This window comes from Anabaenopsis sp. FSS-46 (genome assembly GCF_029891665.1).
GTDB classification, from domain to species: Bacteria; Cyanobacteriota; Cyanobacteriia; order Cyanobacteriales; family Nostocaceae; genus Anabaenopsis; species Anabaenopsis arnoldii.
Map to the genome: position 1 here is coordinate 1 of NZ_JANQDG010000033.1, position 15,356 is coordinate 15,356.

A 15,356-nucleotide genomic window follows, 5' to 3' on the forward strand; every position below is an offset into this window, starting at 1 on the left:
ACTTCTTGTCTGTTTTAGTGTTTTCTCCAGATAGTCTGCACTTTCGGTAATTTCTATTTTTAGCTGACGTGCCATTTTTGTCTTGTCTCACTTAACCCTCATATCTCTATTATATGCAACTTCAATGTAAATTGATATAAGTCAACAACTATTTTAATTTGGGGGGCATCGTGACAAAACTGGGCAACTTCCCAAGCATTGTCTAAAAGGTACTGCTTACCGCTAGTGGGTAAGGTTGGATACATGGTTTCCACACCAAGAACAATCCCCCGCGTTTGGCAAAGTTGGTGGAGGTGATGGACGTTTCCGAGAAAGTTAGCATAAGCTTGGGCGCGTTCTGTGCCGATGGGGAAATGTCCTCCATGCACAGAGTAAGCTGTAATATCTAAATCAGCTAACCAGTCTGTCATGCGCTGGAAATATTTCCAGTCTTGGGGTTGCGCTAGATTGAAGGTTTGGTGGCGCTCCCCCCAAACGAAGGCATGGTGCGATCGATAGACCATTCCTTGTTGCTGAAAATCTTGAATTGCCTGCACTGCATCAGCATCAGGTCGAGGTCCGATTGCCAGTTCAACATGGCGAATGCCTGCTTGCCACAACACCCTCAAAGCTTCACGGGTTGGCACTCCACCATAAGCAGACAAACTCAGATATAACTCCATCACAGTCTTGCTCCATAAAACTTATACAATTATTATTTATTTCCAGCTTCCACCAAGGTAGACGGCTACTTTTTGTCCACGGGCGTGCCTTCCACTCATAAGAGAGTGTACAAATTCAATTTGATCAGGGAATGAGGTAATAGGAGATTACTGCTGTGTTGATATATATTCAAAGCTTGCTGTTCTGGGCTTAAGGGCAAACAGTTTTGTGACATACCCCACCAAGATGCTTAATTCCTGAGCCAACTGGTTTGTTTCGGCTTCTGGATAATTTATCTCTCTCAACAAACCCTCCACATCACCTGAGATATAATAGTCAATTTGTTCTTTCAAAGAAGACTCTGTGGATTCATTGAGGTTGTAGATACGTTTGTAAGGCACTTCAATGCGATATTCCGTATCGCCTAACTTTAAAGACAGAGAATAGCTGTACAAGATATGGGTGCGTTCGTCATCATAGGCGTCAGGGTCTTCCAGAGTTTGATAATTGCTTATACCTATTGGTAGTTCAAGTGTTGCCAATAACCAGGTAGTTGGGTCTTCTGGGATGATAGTTTCAGATTTCCGAGTGTACCAGTTATTGCTTTTGTTCTGTTTCAACTCCTGCACAAATGCCTTCAATTCCGGTGTTGGTAGGCAACAACGAGCATCTGTAGCCAGGGCATCAGTGATGCGTTTCAGTTCTATTACCTGTGCTTCCAAAAGTGCTTGTTCAGAATGACGAATTTCTTGCATTCGTGCCTGTACTAGTTGTCGTAGAGATGCAATCTCTGGGTCAAATTGGCTGGCATGATTTTGTACCAATGCTTGATAATTGGAAAGCAGAGACTCCGAATTTGTCATAGCATTCCTCGCTACTTAATGAGTGCAAATTATTAAAGACTGTTGCAGGGGGAGTAATTTCTGCAAATATTATATAGTTTATTTGGCGTTGCTGAATCCAAGTATGAATCATGGGATAGCGAAGCGCTGCTGCAAGCAGATCGCCTCAAGTTTGCGGGCGCTACGCGCCCACAGCGCCACGGAACCTTACTTGAGATAATGTATTGTTTGACCCCTCCCTCACCTTTCCCTTATAAAGGGAAAGGGGACTGGATTTGATTGTTTTTTGTGTGTTGGGTGTGTTCGGTGTGTTCCCTAAGATAAAAATTACCTGTGGAAAACCTATCAAACATCCTCTAAAAGTAACCATGACCATCCGCCATGCGAATATCAATGATTTACCCGCAATAGTAGCAATTTATAATGCAGCAATTCCCAGTCGCACAGCAACGGCTGATTTAGAACCAGTTTCTGTGGAAAGTCGCCTAACTTGGTTTCGAGGGCGATGTTTACAAAGACCAATTTGGGTGATAGAAGTAGAAGGGATAGTTGTAGGATGGCTAAGTTTTAAATCATTTTATGGGCGGCCAGCTTATGATTCCACAGCCGAAATTAGTATTTATCTTTCCCCTGCTGTGCATAGATGTGGCTTAGGGGGGAAACTCCTAGACCAAGCAGTTAAGGAAAGTCCGAACTTAGGAATAAAAACACTTTTAGGTTTTATTTTCGCCCATAATCAACCGAGTTTAAACCTGTTTGGTAAATTCGGGTTTAAACAATGGGGATATTTGCCGCAAGTTGCAGAACTTGACGGCATTGAAAGGGATTTAATAATTATGGGACTACGAATTTAAGTAGTTTACCTTTTCTGCAACATCCGGCGCTGGCGAGGTTTATCAGACTGGGGTTTGTGTAGTGGTAGTATATCCGCTTCACTACTTTCGCGGGCTACCCGAATCAGCAAGGCAGCACCTACTAGGCTGGAAATGATAGAATTACCACCATAGCTAAACATGGGTAGGGGTAAGCCTGTGGTGGGTAATGCACCCGTGGCTACGCCAATATGTAGTAATGATTGTCCGACAATTACAGTTGTAATGCCAATGGCTACTAGTCGGTTGATGATATTCTTGGACTTTAATGCTACGATTAATCCTAGAGTGGCGAATAAACCTAAGAGGAGCAACAGTAAAATACTGCCAAGAAAGCCAAATTCTTCAGCAAAGATCGAGAAAATAAAATCAGTGTCCTGAATAGGTAAATAAAATAGCTTTTGCTGAGAGAGTCCAAACCCCACCCCCGATGTTTGACCAGAACCTATTGCTAGCAGACTTTGTACTAGTTGGTAGCCATCACCTGTAGCATCAGCCCAAGGGTTGAGGAATGACATCACACGGCGGCGCTGGTACTCTTTGATGCTGATACTTATCAGGGCTAATAGTACTCCACCGACTGCTGTACCGGCCAAATACTTGTAACTGACTCCCCCTGCTAAAGCAATGAGCCAAATAGTCATACCACAAAGTGCAGCTGTACTTAAGTTAGGCTGGGCTAGGATACCTAAAAGCACTAGACAAAACACAGCTAACCAACTTAAGCGTATTGACCAACTCAACTTTTCCCACTGTCCAAACAGTCGCGCACTTTGCAGCACTAAGAAGGGTTTAATTAATTCTGATGGTTGTAGGGGAATCGGCCCGATGGCTATCCACCGCGCTGCATCAAAGGCTTTTTTCCCGACTCCTGGTATTAATGTCCCGAAGATTAACAGCAGAAACAGGGCTATAAACCAATGAGAATTTCCCAACATTCTGCGGATGGGAAGATTGACAATGATGTTAAATCCCATCAGGGCAAAGAAAACCCAGGCTAATTGACGCTTAAAATAGTACAGTCCATCTCCCAGACGCATTTCAGCTACGGGATAGGAGGCTGAAAACAGCACGATTAATCCCACAAACAGCCAGATAAATGTGACCCAGCGCAGCAACCTGGCTTCTAAGGCCCAGGTGGAGACAGAATTATCAAAAATGGGAATCAGGAAACGTAGATTCACGATGAGGTAAATTAAAAGTTAGACATAAACTTGGTAATTGTTCACTTTTATAACTCAAAATTTTCTCGACTGCTGGCAAAGTAGGGTTATTATCAAAGTCTTTCCGTGTGTCTCATGAAGTACACCCCAATTTGTTACCTGCTCCCCGTTACCTGTTACCTGTTCCCTAATTTAGTAAAAAAAGAGGTCTATCTTGACCTCTTGACAACTCCCTAGAATGATGTTTTTTTTTGATATTAATTACATCAACCCAGCATTAGTACCTTGCTTACCGGTTGCTAGTTCTACTTTGACAATTTTGCCACCCATTTTTTGAATGCGTTGCTGTTCCCGGAACCAGTTTTCGTAAGGAACTAGTTTGGTAAAGTAAGTATTTTGTAACTCTCTTTGGGTACGAATTCGAGTTTGACTAGGGACACAAGCAGTAACTTTAAACATACGCGCCATATCTTATAGTCTCCTATGGTGATTGTGAAAAGTTTTTTATTTGAAAAAAAAATGGGAGTGTATATTCTATCAAAACATTTAAATCAATCACTCCAAGTCTGGAAATTAACTATCAATACCAGACCGCTAACACTCATTCACAAGATAAGCGGTAGAACGTTCTAGCACTCATAATTAATTTCCAGACCTTAATCAACCCGCACCTAATGTGTTAAGTGCAATTGGGTCTTAGCTCAAGCCAGAGGAGATATAGTCTAAGTAAACGCCCATTTCTTTACCAGCGTCGGGGCCTACTAAACTAGCGGTTACTTCTTTGATGGCTTGGATAGCTTGTACTGTAGCACCTACGGGAACACCCAAGGAGTTGTAGGTTTCTTTCAAGCCATTCAATACGCGCTCATCTAGGATGGAAGGATCGCCAGCTAGCATTGCGTAGGTAGCATAACGTAGGTAGTAGTCCAAGTCGCGGATACAAGCAGCATAGCGACGGGTGGTGTACATATTACCACCGGGACGGGTGATATCAGAGTACAACAAAGATTTAGCTACTGCTTCTTTAACGATCGCGGCGGCGTTAGCACTGATGGTGGTAGCAGCACGGACGCGCAGTTCACCGGTGGAGAAGTAGCCTTTGAGCTTTGCGAGAGCTGCAGTGTCCAAGTATTTACCTTGAACGTCTGAAGCGTTAATGACAGAGGTAATTGCGTCTTGCATGTTGTTATTTCCTTATTTCCAATCGTATTGCAATACTTACGTTTCAGCAGAAGTAAAAACCGCTTCAGCTTACTGCATCGCACCGACGAGGTAGTCGAAGTAAGCGCCAGCTTCACCAGCGTCTTCAGCAGACAGCAAGCTAGCAGCAACATTCTTCATCGCGTTAACGCCACCAGCTACAGCGTCAATAGGAGTACCGAGGGATTTGTACATTTCCCGTACACCTACAACACCGATTTCTTCGATGGGGGTAACATCACCGGAAACGATTCCGTAGGTTACTAGGCGCAGGTAGTAGTCTAGGTCACGCAGACAGGTAGCTGTCATTTCTTGACCGTAAGCGTTACCACCAGGAGATACAACGTCAGGGCGCTTTTGGAACAACTGGTCACCAGCTTGCTTAACAATGCGCTCGCGGTTGTCGGTCAAAATTTGAGCGATGCGGAGGCGACGTTCACCACCGGAAACAAAGCTCTTGATGCGGTCTAGTTCGCCGGGGCTAAGATAGCGGGCTTCTGCATCAGCATTCACGATGGACTTCGTGACGATACTCATTAATGGATTCCTCCAGTACTAATGAAACCAGAATTTAATTAAACTGGTACGATTTTAAGTTTGGCAGTAGCTGAGTTTTTTGGTTTTTCCAGACTCAACAGTGCTATGGCACTGCGAACCTGCCGAGAAATCAACTACCTTCCGCAAAACATTTTCCGGCATTATGTTCACCATTTATCACTCTTGTTAATACTTTGTAATATTAATTCTTAGTTTGAACAGTGATTTTTGCCGGAAAGCTTGATTATACAAGATATGAGGGAGAGATTGGGGAAAAGTAACTATCATTTCCCGGCTCCCTCCTCAATACCTAGCGATCGCCTGGTCTACCTGTCAATACAGCAGGTGATAAACTAGACCAAGATTGTTTCACCAAGTCAGCAGCCGCTTGCACACTACCAAGGTAGTTACCCGCAGGTAGTGATGGGTAGCGCTGATAAGGTACTACATCTTCACCAAAGTAGCGAGCATATTCAGCACTATCTACAATTGCTTCTACAGCTGCTCTTAAGCCGCTATCAGCCAGCAACTTGTTATATTGGCGGATTTCCCCCTGGGTAGCTGGTGCGCGTCCCAATAGATGACGGAAGAGGAACTCAATCACCTTGGTATTAGGATAAGGGGTATAGAAGCGCTTGCGGTAGATTTCTGAACTAGCCAGTTCCCGGACAAACTCCCGCACAGAGATTTCCCCGTTGCGCAGTTTGCTGTCTAAGTTAGAACGGCGGTAGTCCTGGGGAACTTGACCGCTAAATACATCTAAAACTTGACAGTAAGCCGCATCAATTACTAGCTGTTTCTCCCCTGGATTTGCATCTACAGTCATGCGGTGAATCCGTGCAGGTTTGCGGCGACTTGTACCTACACCCACTTCCACAGACTGACCGCGACCGTCATTGAAAGAACGACCCAACTCAATGAATAACGGCTTGGTTTTATCCATTTGCTTGGCTTGGGCTGCCAAATCTGCGATCGCCTTAGCCAAAATGGGGGTATTTGCCGATGCTATCCGAGGCTTGACAGTCTCAAAGCTAGGTACAACCAAATCATTATTTTGCTTGGTCAGCTGATTGTAAAGCTTTTCGGTATTGGGGAAATTAGCCGCGGGTAGAGTGGGGAAGCGACGGTAAGGAACCGTATCTTCACCGAAAGCTTGGCTATATTCCACACTCTCTACCATGGCATTAATAAAGGCGCGAATCCCTTGGGTAGCCAGAATTTGGTTATACTTACGGATTTCAGCCTGGTCTATTGGCGCACGTCCCAAGAAATGCTTAGTACCCAACTCAATTACCTTGGTGTTGGGATAAGGTGTATAGAACTCCTTCAAATACAGGTTAGAGTAACCCAGACCTGTAATAAATTCCTTCACACTAATTTCGCCATTGCCCAGCTTACTTTCCAAAGCTGTAAACTCATTCTTGACGATGTAGGGCGCAACATCCCGTTCAAAGATTTGGCGATAAGCAGCACTAATCACAGTTTGCACCGCCACCTTATTGATGGTATTTGCTACCAACTTAAAGACTTTGGTTTGTTCGCGCTTCTTAGTGACACCTTGATTAATGCGGAATTGAATATCTGGTTCTGTGCGGTTTTCCTTAACTGTACCCAGTTCCACAAACCGTGGTGTTTCCACCTTCTCAACCTTACCAGTACCCACATCTTCGCGAATACTACCAACCCGCAGATGGCGTAAAGACACACCCGCCGGAGTTAAATAGCGTTCATAAGGTACTGTATCCTCACCAAAGGCCTCGCTGTACTCTGGAGTATCGAGGATAGCATCTACCAGAGCGTAGAAGCCCTTCTTAGCAGCAATGTCAAAATACTTGTTATTCTCTTGACGACCGTAAGTCGGACGACCTAACAAACGGCGGTGGATGTACTCAATAGATTTACAAACATACAGAGATGTCCAGTACATCTTGCGGAATAAATCCGACTTCGCCAACATCCGCACAAACTCTCGCAGGGAAATTTCGCCATTTTCCAGCTTAATTTCTGCCACCTTCAGCCGTTGACCTTCGTAAACATCACGGCCAAAAACTTGCAGGTAAGTAGCTTTAATGACTGCTTGGGTAGAGCTTTCTGAGAACTTGACGCTCACACCCTGTCCGCCCTTTCTGCTGAGAGTCGCGGGGATTTGGTCAAGTTTAAACACCTTGCGCCCCAAAGTTCCCGGAGCTTCGCCCCGCGCCTTGGGATTACTTAATTGGTTATTAATACCAGGACCTTGGTGAATCAAGATGCGGCGGGTATCCTTCCCAAAAGGAGCCGGACTACTGCTGGGGTTGCGGGTTTCTTTCGGGAAAATCGCCCCAAATTGAATTTCCAATGGGTCATTACCAGAACCATAAGGATGTTGGTCTGGTAGTGGCTGTTCGTAAGCTGCAAAGGTAGTAATAAACTGAGGTACTTTGCGGAAAGGCGCGCTGTACTTAAACAGGTCTTGCTGGGGTCCCCAGTTACGACATTCTTGGGCTTCCTGACCCAAACCACGCAAGTAGGGTACTGTTTCCTCCCCAAAGTAATCGCCGTATTCCTGAGAATCTACCAAAGCATCTACTAAAGCTGGTAGACCACCATTAGAAATGATTCCAAAGTATTTTTGTACCTCTTCCCGGCTGCTTGGCCCCCGTCCCAAAATGTGACGGAAAGCTAATTCAATAACACGGCTGTTAATAAAAGGCTGGTAAAACTGTTTTTGGTAAAGGGGAGATTTAGCGAGACGGCGGACAAACTCCTTCATGGAGATATCGCCATTTTTGACCTTAGATTCTAGGTCAGAGATTGACAAACTATAGGCGCGGGTAATATCACGCTCAAAAATTTGCCGATAGGCTGCTTTGATGACCTCAATTTTTTCACTAGCTGATAAACCAGGCTTCATAGCAAACTTAGGTCTTCTTTCTGCTGCTACAGAGTAAATTTGTGGCAGTTGTAACCCTTGTTGGTCTGCTGAAGGACGTTGACGCAGCTTGTTAGAAGGTGTAGGTGCTTTGAACTCTGTGAGCAATACATCCATGTATTGAGACACAATTTCTGTGGCCTCAGCATCTTTGCGGAAATAAGACAGGGAAGCTGATTTAATTTCCTGCAAAGCCACAATGGTAGCTTCTGTAGAGCAAGCATTTTCGATGATTTCCCGCAAACCCCGTGTATTCACCACGATGATATTCGGGTCACCAGCCACAATGGCATAGGTAGCATAGCGCAAGAACCAGGACAAATCCCGCAAGCTCTTGGCCATGTTGCTCGGACCATAACGAGCGACGTTGATGGGTCTAAAGCCGGGAGGTGTGGGACCACCAGCAGAAGAGTTAAAGATAGAACGGAGATTTTCTAGGAACCCGCCACGACTTTCAACGTAGGTGACAGTCCCTAGTTTCATTCCTTCGGCGACACTTCCCTCAGAGCTAGTCCCTGCAGTAGCCATTGCTAGCTCTGGTTCTTTGGGCTTTTCTAAGAACGCCATGGGTGAACCACCCACAAAAATCCGGTTAGCCGCACGAGATACGATAATCTCAGAGTTTTCTGTCAGGGTTTGCGCAATTGCTAAACGTTTCGCACCAGAGGCAAAATAGCTAGCCAGTTCGCTTAGTTCACCTCTACCCAAAAAGCGGTCTTGTTGTTCCGCTTGGGAAATTGTTGATACAGTCAGGGTTTGATACAGTTGCGGACGCGCAACTGAGCTTCCACCACTTGCCTTAACACTCATCGAATTTGTAAAACTCCCATGATAATTATTTATGTGTTAAGTCTGGGTTGTTTTGAGGCTTGACACATAGGTGTGATTATGCATTAGGAGTACCGCCTGCAAAACTGCCAGTAAATTAACCCAGTTAGCTTTAGATTAGAACGTTTTGCGGTTACTCTGTTAATTTATTAAGAAGTATGTAGAATTTATCATCTCCCAGCCTGATCACCAATAAGTACATATTCTCATTCAGGGCTAAAACTGCTGGTAGTACAGAAACGGCAGAAAAAATCAGCATACTTTTTGACAAATATAGAATTATTTAATATTTATTTAATATTTGAATTACATAAATACTTTAGTATTATAAAATACCCCAGTTCCTCTATAACCCCACATCCGCCAGATGTTTCATGGCTCTTAATTTCCGCGAGAATTACTAAAACGAATAATTAGATAGCTCATAGATAAGGCCAGAATAGCTAAACCTAAACCAATGATGTCAACCCCCCGCACCTTCTCTAAATCTAAAATAATAATTTTTCTAGATACAGCAATTAGGGAGGTGACAATAACTAACTCTACTTGAAAAACGTGTCTCCTCAGATAAGCTGTAATATTTTCTAATATTTCTAAAGCAATTAATATATTTAAAAATAGCCCAAAGACGTGAAATAATTTCGTATTAATATAGCCATAGGGGGTAGTTAATACTTCCTTAATTATAAAAAATCCTAAATCTAGGATGGCCACCAAAATCACTAATACCATCAAGATAGATAGAATTTTAGATACTATCACCTCCACGGTTTCAATCACGTGCATGAAATTTTCATCTCTAGTCAACATCAAAATACGTCTGATTAATTTCCTCATAACCGCACCCAAATGTAAATAAGCTAAATCACCCCAGAAATCAAATTACCATATAATAGGGTCTTAATAGAGTCTAAAAATTAATCAGCCATATTTGCATCAGCCTATTCATTTATCCTATCTTGGCAGTACAGAAGGTTAAATTATGTAACATAAATTACCATAAGATCGGATATATGGTACTGATTTGATAGTTGACATTAAAAATCACCTACTATCACCTACTATATTGAACAACATTATGCTCAATAAAATTCGCCAGTTTTGGGTTAAGTCTAGAAAAATCAATAATCAACCACTAAATAAAGTCAGTTTAGTAGTGATTATAGTGATTGATATTTTTATATTGATCAACGTCTTTACAGGATTGAGTGATATTAGTACATGGTATATCAGCCCATACCAGGCTTATCCCTGTTATTCACCATGGCAAGACTACAGAAACCAAGACAATGTAGATAAAGACTTTAACATTATCAACAGTTCATTATCCCAAAGCCCTGATCAACCCAGCCAAGAGCAAATTTACCAAGAAGTAGAACAGAGACATTTAGGTAAAGTGTCTCCAACTTGTTTAGAATATAGCAGATATCAAGACAAAATTAACAACCCTCAAAACCAGGAAATTATTAAAAGTATTGAGCAGCAACAAGCCAAGGTAAATCAATTAACAGAAACTAATCGCCAGATTCGGGCTGAATATCCCGCCACACTTTTAGAAAAAATTGCTGAATTACCCAGAGACCAGTCAATTAGCTTAGTAGATGCAGCCAAAGCTAAACAAAATTTAGATGCAAATAACCGGCAAATTTCTACACTAAAAGCTGAAATTACTCAATTAAAAACTCAAATCCTTACTAAACCAGAAAGCGCTAATTTTATAGAGTTTCTGAAGCAGGATAATAATTTTAAACCGGTAGAAGTAAATTATCAGCGGGCTTTATTTTGGTATCCCAGTATTCAACTGATTTTGCAGTCTTTGTTTTTGGTACCGCTAATTTTAATCGCTTTTTCAGTTCATAAATTTTCTGACCGCCGAGAATATGGGTTAATATCTTTAATTAGTTGGCATTTGCTGGTAATATTCTTTATACCCTTAATTCTGAAAGTCTTTGAATTTCTGCAAGTTGGGGTGTTATTTCAATTTATATTTAATATCGTCAGCAGAATACTCGGCGGGTTGCTGTTCCTGATTAGTTATGTTTACATATTGTTAATTCCCGTAGTAGGTTTTGGCATTATCCAGGTTTTTCAAAGAGTTATTTTAAATACCAAAGCCCAAGCAATTAGGAGAGTCCAGGAATCACGCTGTATTAACTGTGCGAAAAAAATCCGCAATCATGATGCCTATTGTCCCCATTGTGGTTATTATCAATATGTTGAATGTCCCAATTGCCACGATTTAACCTATAAGTATTTACCACATTGTTATCATTGCGGTGCTTCCCAAGATTCAACCACCAGTTGACCTCACCAACATCCCCGACTTTTGCGCAAAATATTCTCAGTTCCTCACAGATGATCATAAAAGTCGGGGATGTGATTTCCTGGGTGTGGTTACAGGTTATCCCTAGGTTTGTTAAGATTTGTTAAGTAATTGTCAAAAAGACTGCGATCACTGAATTTGATCCTCACTAGGGAGACCCCACCCAAGATTAGTCAACAAATTTGGGTCGGTCATTCCGGTTGGACTCTAACTTTAACTGCAAACCTTGCCAATCTTGCTGTTCAATCAGGTTAGTTAATTCATCTAGCCTTTGGCGATACTGATGTAGTGAACTCAGTAATGCTTGGCGGTTATATTGTGCCATCATTACTCCTAATTCCGGATTACCGCCACCCACACGGCTGGTATCGCGAAAACCTGAACTAGCAAGGTTTTGGGCTAGTTGCAGTACTTGGGAGTCTGTTTCGCCCATACAAGTAGCAATTAAGGACGCACTCACCATGACAGGTAAATGGGAAATTAAACTCACCGCTGTGTCATGTTGCTCCGGTGGGCAATAATAAAGATTAGCCCCCAGCGATCGCACAATTTCTGCTATAAGTGAAATTGCTGTTTTGGGTGTGGTAGCATCTGGTGTCAAGACATAGGGTCTACCCATAAATAAATGCCGTTGAGCCGCATCTATACCACTATCTGTTGTTCCGGCCATGGGATGACCACCAATAAAATTTTCCCATATGGGGGCGATTTTCTCGACTATGGGGGCTTTAACTGAACCAACATCAGTGATCACAGTAGTGGCAGGTAAATAATTAATTAGCTGCTGGAATTGCGGTATAATCATCCCTATGGGTGTACAAATAAATATTACATCTGCGGCGGCTAATAAACTCATGTCCACAGATGCTTGATCAACAATACCAAGAGCGATCGCACGTTCACAGGTAGACTCCTGACGAGTCACCCCTAAAACATCATAACCGAGCGATCGCAAATCATAACCCAAAGAACCACCGATGAGTCCCAGTCCTAGAATCCCAATTTTCATCTTCTTAGATTTTAACTATAGGGTTAGTGTAACTATTCAAGCCAGAAACACTATATGTATTTTGTGCATACATCAACAATACTTGTGTCACACTTATTAGAGTACTATTCAAAATTATGGAGCAAGTAAATGCGTGCCTTTAATAGAATGATGGGTCGAACTCGCTATGTAGTTTGTCGCTTGTTTTTACATCTAGCAGGCTCTGAGGTTGCACCGATTTTAGGAGTATTAAATAGTACAGCTAGGGATGCCATAGAGGCTGAAGGTGACCTGCAAGAACTGGGAGAAGGATTAGTGGAAATTTGCGAAACCCTCTTGCGATATGATCAAGCTTGGCTGTCTGCTGCCAATGAAGGCGACGTATTTTGGGATGAAGGTGAAGCGGGAGATTACGTCAACGAATTATTTAGTGATTCAGCCCAACGCTACGGCGCAGACTTTGATACCAGTTCCAATTCAGGTTCAGATCAATCTTTTTCCATACCTGTAACCCGGAATGTGATTGTGATGTTGACTGTAGCCTATGAAGGAGAAGTTCCCAATTTAGAAGCAGACTTGTCCAACATCCCCGCATTAAAAGATGGTTTAAAAGCTTTAATCAATCTGCACTATCAAGAAAAACTGCGCGCCATTCAAGTACATTTCTCCCCAGCACAGTTAGGAGATCAACTGACTAATGATCAGCTGTTGCAATATTACCCAGAATTAATTCCTTTGTAACTGGTTGGGTAGTCTCTACATTCCCACCCCCATAAAACCTTGTTAAGCTGAAAAATAGAACATAGTAAAACGCTCATGAGCATATTACGAAAATTTACAGTGATTTTTTTAGCACTGACTTTGTGCTTAACAACCGTAGCCTGTGGTAATTCTAACCAAACCACCCCTGAAACTAGAAGTGTTAGCCCCACCTCTACAGCTAGCAAGCTCAATGATGGTGAGTATCAGGTGCAACAAGCTAGTTTTGACGATGGCACTGGGGAGTATACACTGTTTTTACTCAACAGTAGACCCCCAACCTTTAAAACTGAAAATTTGCAAATGGCAAGGCTCACCGACGAACAAATCCAGGAGGGAAAAAAGACTTCTTTGAAGGTGGAAAACGGAGAACCCGCCTTGTATATGACCGAAGACTTTAAAATTGAGTACGTCCACAACGTCACTGAAACACAAACCAATCCCCAAACAGGACAACAAGAAACAGTGGTAGTGCGACGAGAAAGCAACTTCTGGGCACCTTTTGCCGGCGCTGTAGCTGGTAACATCGCCGGTCAGGTAATCGGTAATATGTTATTTAGACCCCAATACTATGTACCCCCTGCTTATCAATCAGGGGGGGTGCTAACTGGTTACGGTGGTTATGGTAGTACCTATAATCAAGCAGTGAATAACTATCGGACTCGCTACAATGCACCACCAGCAGTGGAGCGCAACCGCACGAATTTCCGCACCACAGGTAACATTAGAAGATCATCCCCTGGTAGTTCAACTGTACGCACTACACCACCGACGAATACCACCAATCGCCCATCTGGTTCGGGTTTTGGTAGCAGTAATCTCAGACCTTCTAATAGATCCGGTACCACTAGACGCAATACTGGTACTGGTTTTGGTTCTGGTGGACGTTCTACACGTAGTCCCAGTCGCTCTTTTGGTTCTGGTAGAAGAAGGTAAAGCCGGCAGCACGCTACGCCTTAGCGTGCCGCAAACACTCCTAGTTAGCTGTAGCAACCACCGGTTGAGGCCAACGTCTCACAGCCTGACCAATCACTGCTAATTCCTGCATTAAGGAATCAAAACGTTCTGGTGTCAGAGATTGGGGTCCATCAGATAAAGCTTTGGCTGGGTTGGGGTGGACTTCAATCATCAGGGAATCGGTTCCAGCTGCGATCGCAGCCATAGCCATTGCTGGCACAAAATCCGACCAGCCAGTACCATGACTTGGGTCAATCATAATCGGTAAGTGAGTGAGCTTCCGCAATACCGGCACAACTGATAAATCTAAAGTATTGCGAGTGTGTTGGCGGTCAAAAGTCCGAATTCCCCGTTCACATAGAATTACATTGGAGTTTCCCGCCGCTAAAATATATTCAGCTGCCATCAACCAATCTTCAATAGTAGCAGCCATGCCTCGCTTTAATAGAACTGGTTTTGGTTGCGCCCCCACCTTTTTGAGCAGGGAGAAATTTTGCATATTCCTAGCTCCCACCTGGATCACATCAGCTACCTCGGCGATCATATCCAGTTCCGCAGCATCCATAACCTCAGTAATAATACCTAAACCACTTATTTGCCGTGCCTGAGCCAGCAGTTCTAAAGCACTCTCACCATGACCTTGGAATGCATAGGGCGAAGTGCGAGGTTTATAGGCTCCACCACGTAAAAACTTCGCTCCTGCGGCTTTCACCCGCTGGGCGGTTTCCACGATCATTTCTTCATTTTCTACCGAGCAAGGGCCAGCAACAACAACTAGGGGATGGTCTTCTCCAAATACAACATCACCATTGGGAGTATTAACCACTACCTCTGAGGCTTGTCCATTTCGAAACTGGCGGCTCGCCCGTTTGTATGGTAACTCCACCCGCAATACCTGCTCGATCCATGGGCTGAGTTCCTGAATCTGTAACGGGTCTAAACTGGCTGTTTCACCTACCAGACCAATTACCACCTTGTGTTGACCGATGATTTTTTCTGGTATAAGTCCCCAGGTAGTAAGTTCCTGGCTAATGCGGTTGATTTCCATTTCTGGGGAACCGCTTTTCATGACTATAATCATATAAAATTACCTGATTATTTGAATCAAACCGATACTTTTTTGCTAACATTCACTAACAAATACACTCTTTAAGAGAGGGCGTATCAACCAATGCACGGAGGAAAATCCCTCGCGCACCATTTATGTCCCGGCTCATTACCCGCCCATCAGATGGAGACTTAACGAACTTAGCACCACCAAGGTTGGGGATGATTTCACCAGTCCAACTGACTGTTTTTGATGTGTACGCTTCGTTAACATCCATCACTACTTT

The 15,356-nt window shown here is 43.3% G+C and carries 14 protein-coding genes and 1 pseudogene; 4 read left to right on the forward strand and 11 right to left on the reverse strand.

The window, feature by feature from the left end; translation table 11 throughout:
• Positions 1–98: 98 nt before the first annotated feature.
• Together NWP21_RS03240 and NWP21_RS03245 are read right to left on the reverse strand one after the other, a co-directional pair.
• Positions 99–662, reverse strand: coding sequence for a TIM barrel protein (locus NWP21_RS03240; protein WP_280791605.1), 564 nt, complete (start codon positions 660–662; stop codon positions 99–101).
• A gap of 147 nt (positions 663–809) precedes the next feature.
• Positions 810–1,505, reverse strand: coding sequence for a hypothetical protein (locus NWP21_RS03245; protein WP_271761307.1), 696 nt, complete (start codon positions 1,503–1,505; stop codon positions 810–812).
• Between the two features lie 347 nt (positions 1,506–1,852).
• Between NWP21_RS03245 and NWP21_RS03250 the strand changes: the two genes are divergently transcribed.
• Complete coding sequence (locus NWP21_RS03250) at positions 1,853–2,338, forward strand: N-acetyltransferase family protein (protein WP_280791598.1); 486 nt, start codon at positions 1,853–1,855, stop codon at positions 2,336–2,338.
• A gap of 5 nt (positions 2,339–2,343) precedes the next feature.
• Here the strand turns inward: NWP21_RS03250 and NWP21_RS03255 are convergent, their stop codons facing one another.
• The 6 genes from NWP21_RS03255 to NWP21_RS03280 all read right to left on the reverse strand — a co-directional run bounded on the left by NWP21_RS03255 (position 2,344) and on the right by NWP21_RS03280 (position 9,832).
• The gene (locus NWP21_RS03255) at positions 2,344–3,540 is read right to left on the reverse strand and encodes an FtsW/RodA/SpoVE family cell cycle protein (RefSeq protein ID WP_271734022.1); all 1,197 of its coding nucleotides are present in this window, start codon (positions 3,538–3,540) and stop codon (positions 2,344–2,346) included.
• Between the two features lie 240 nt (positions 3,541–3,780).
• A complete protein-coding gene (locus NWP21_RS03260) occupies positions 3,781–3,987 on the reverse strand; it encodes a phycobilisome linker polypeptide (RefSeq protein ID WP_200988402.1) in 207 nt (68 codons plus the stop codon).
• A 228-nt stretch (positions 3,988–4,215) separates the two neighbouring features.
• Positions 4,216–4,701: an allophycocyanin subunit beta gene (apcB, locus tag NWP21_RS03265; protein WP_271734166.1), complete on the reverse strand. Its 486-nt coding sequence runs from the start codon at positions 4,699–4,701 to the stop codon at positions 4,216–4,218.
• A 69-nt stretch (positions 4,702–4,770) separates the two neighbouring features.
• Complete coding sequence (gene apcA, locus NWP21_RS03270; RefSeq protein ID WP_271734165.1) at positions 4,771–5,256, reverse strand: allophycocyanin subunit alpha; 486 nt, start codon at positions 5,254–5,256, stop codon at positions 4,771–4,773.
• Between the two features lie 310 nt (positions 5,257–5,566).
• Positions 5,567–8,977, reverse strand: coding sequence for a phycobilisome rod-core linker polypeptide (locus NWP21_RS03275; RefSeq protein ID WP_280791599.1), 3,411 nt, complete (start codon positions 8,975–8,977; stop codon positions 5,567–5,569).
• 399 nt (positions 8,978–9,376) lie between these two features.
• Positions 9,377–9,832 (reverse strand): phosphate-starvation-inducible PsiE family protein, encoded by a 456-nt coding sequence (locus tag NWP21_RS03280; RefSeq protein WP_280791600.1) that lies wholly within the window; start codon positions 9,830–9,832, stop codon positions 9,377–9,379.
• Between the two features lie 241 nt (positions 9,833–10,073).
• On the opposite strand from NWP21_RS03280, the gene NWP21_RS03285 reads away from it, so the two are divergent.
• Entirely contained in the window at positions 10,074–11,300 is a 1,227-nt protein-coding gene (locus NWP21_RS03285; RefSeq protein WP_280791601.1) for a hypothetical protein, read from the forward strand.
• A 187-nt stretch (positions 11,301–11,487) separates the two neighbouring features.
• On the opposite strand, the gene NWP21_RS03290 is transcribed toward NWP21_RS03285, so the two are convergent.
• Complete coding sequence (locus NWP21_RS03290; RefSeq protein WP_280791602.1) at positions 11,488–12,327, reverse strand: prephenate/arogenate dehydrogenase; 840 nt, start codon at positions 12,325–12,327, stop codon at positions 11,488–11,490.
• A 129-nt stretch (positions 12,328–12,456) separates the two neighbouring features.
• Between NWP21_RS03290 and NWP21_RS03295 the strand changes: the two genes are divergently transcribed.
• Complete coding sequence (locus tag NWP21_RS03295; RefSeq protein ID WP_271732970.1) at positions 12,457–13,047, forward strand: DUF1517 domain-containing protein; 591 nt, start codon at positions 12,457–12,459, stop codon at positions 13,045–13,047.
• Between the two features lie 75 nt (positions 13,048–13,122).
• Complete coding sequence (locus tag NWP21_RS03300; protein ID WP_280791603.1) at positions 13,123–14,001, forward strand: hypothetical protein; 879 nt, start codon at positions 13,123–13,125, stop codon at positions 13,999–14,001.
• 40 nt (positions 14,002–14,041) lie between these two features.
• Here NWP21_RS03300 and aroF read toward each other — a convergent pair whose 3' ends face one another.
• Positions 14,042–15,103 carry a 3-deoxy-7-phosphoheptulonate synthase gene (gene aroF, locus NWP21_RS03305; RefSeq protein WP_280791604.1) on the reverse strand — a complete coding sequence of 354 codons (1,062 nt, stop codon included), beginning with the start codon at positions 15,101–15,103 and terminating at the stop codon, positions 14,042–14,044.
• Between the two features lie 52 nt (positions 15,104–15,155).
• Positions 15,156–15,356, reverse strand: a pseudogene (locus tag NWP21_RS03310) (RNA-guided endonuclease TnpB family protein); the annotation flags it as partial.

Bases quoted from the DNA above. Each gene is read 5' to 3' on its own strand.
- NWP21_RS03250 (WP_280791598.1), top strand. From the start codon at position 1,853: ATGACCATCCGCCATGCGAATATCAATGATTTACCCGCAATAGTAGCA.
- apcA (WP_271734165.1), bottom strand. From the start codon at position 5,256: ATGAGTATCGTCACGAAGTCCATCGTGAATGCTGATGCAGAAGCCCGC.
- NWP21_RS03275 (WP_280791599.1), bottom strand. From the start codon at position 8,977: ATGAGTGTTAAGGCAAGTGGTGGAAGCTCAGTTGCGCGTCCGCAACTG.
- NWP21_RS03280 (WP_280791600.1), bottom strand. From the start codon at position 9,832: ATGAGGAAATTAATCAGACGTATTTTGATGTTGACTAGAGATGAAAAT.
- NWP21_RS03245 (WP_271761307.1), bottom strand. From the start codon at position 1,505: ATGACAAATTCGGAGTCTCTGCTTTCCAATTATCAAGCATTGGTACAA.
- NWP21_RS03295 (WP_271732970.1), top strand. From the start codon at position 12,457: ATGCGTGCCTTTAATAGAATGATGGGTCGAACTCGCTATGTAGTTTGT.
- NWP21_RS03285 (WP_280791601.1), top strand. From the start codon at position 10,074: ATGCTCAATAAAATTCGCCAGTTTTGGGTTAAGTCTAGAAAAATCAAT.
- NWP21_RS03260 (WP_200988402.1), bottom strand. From the start codon at position 3,987: ATGGCGCGTATGTTTAAAGTTACTGCTTGTGTCCCTAGTCAAACTCGA.
- NWP21_RS03240 (WP_280791605.1), bottom strand. From the start codon at position 662: ATGGAGTTATATCTGAGTTTGTCTGCTTATGGTGGAGTGCCAACCCGT.
- NWP21_RS03300 (WP_280791603.1), top strand. From the start codon at position 13,123: ATGAGCATATTACGAAAATTTACAGTGATTTTTTTAGCACTGACTTTG.
- NWP21_RS03290 (WP_280791602.1), bottom strand. From the start codon at position 12,327: ATGAAAATTGGGATTCTAGGACTGGGACTCATCGGTGGTTCTTTGGGT.
- apcB (WP_271734166.1), bottom strand. From the start codon at position 4,701: ATGCAAGACGCAATTACCTCTGTCATTAACGCTTCAGACGTTCAAGGT.
- aroF (WP_280791604.1), bottom strand. From the start codon at position 15,103: ATGATTATAGTCATGAAAAGCGGTTCCCCAGAAATGGAAATCAACCGC.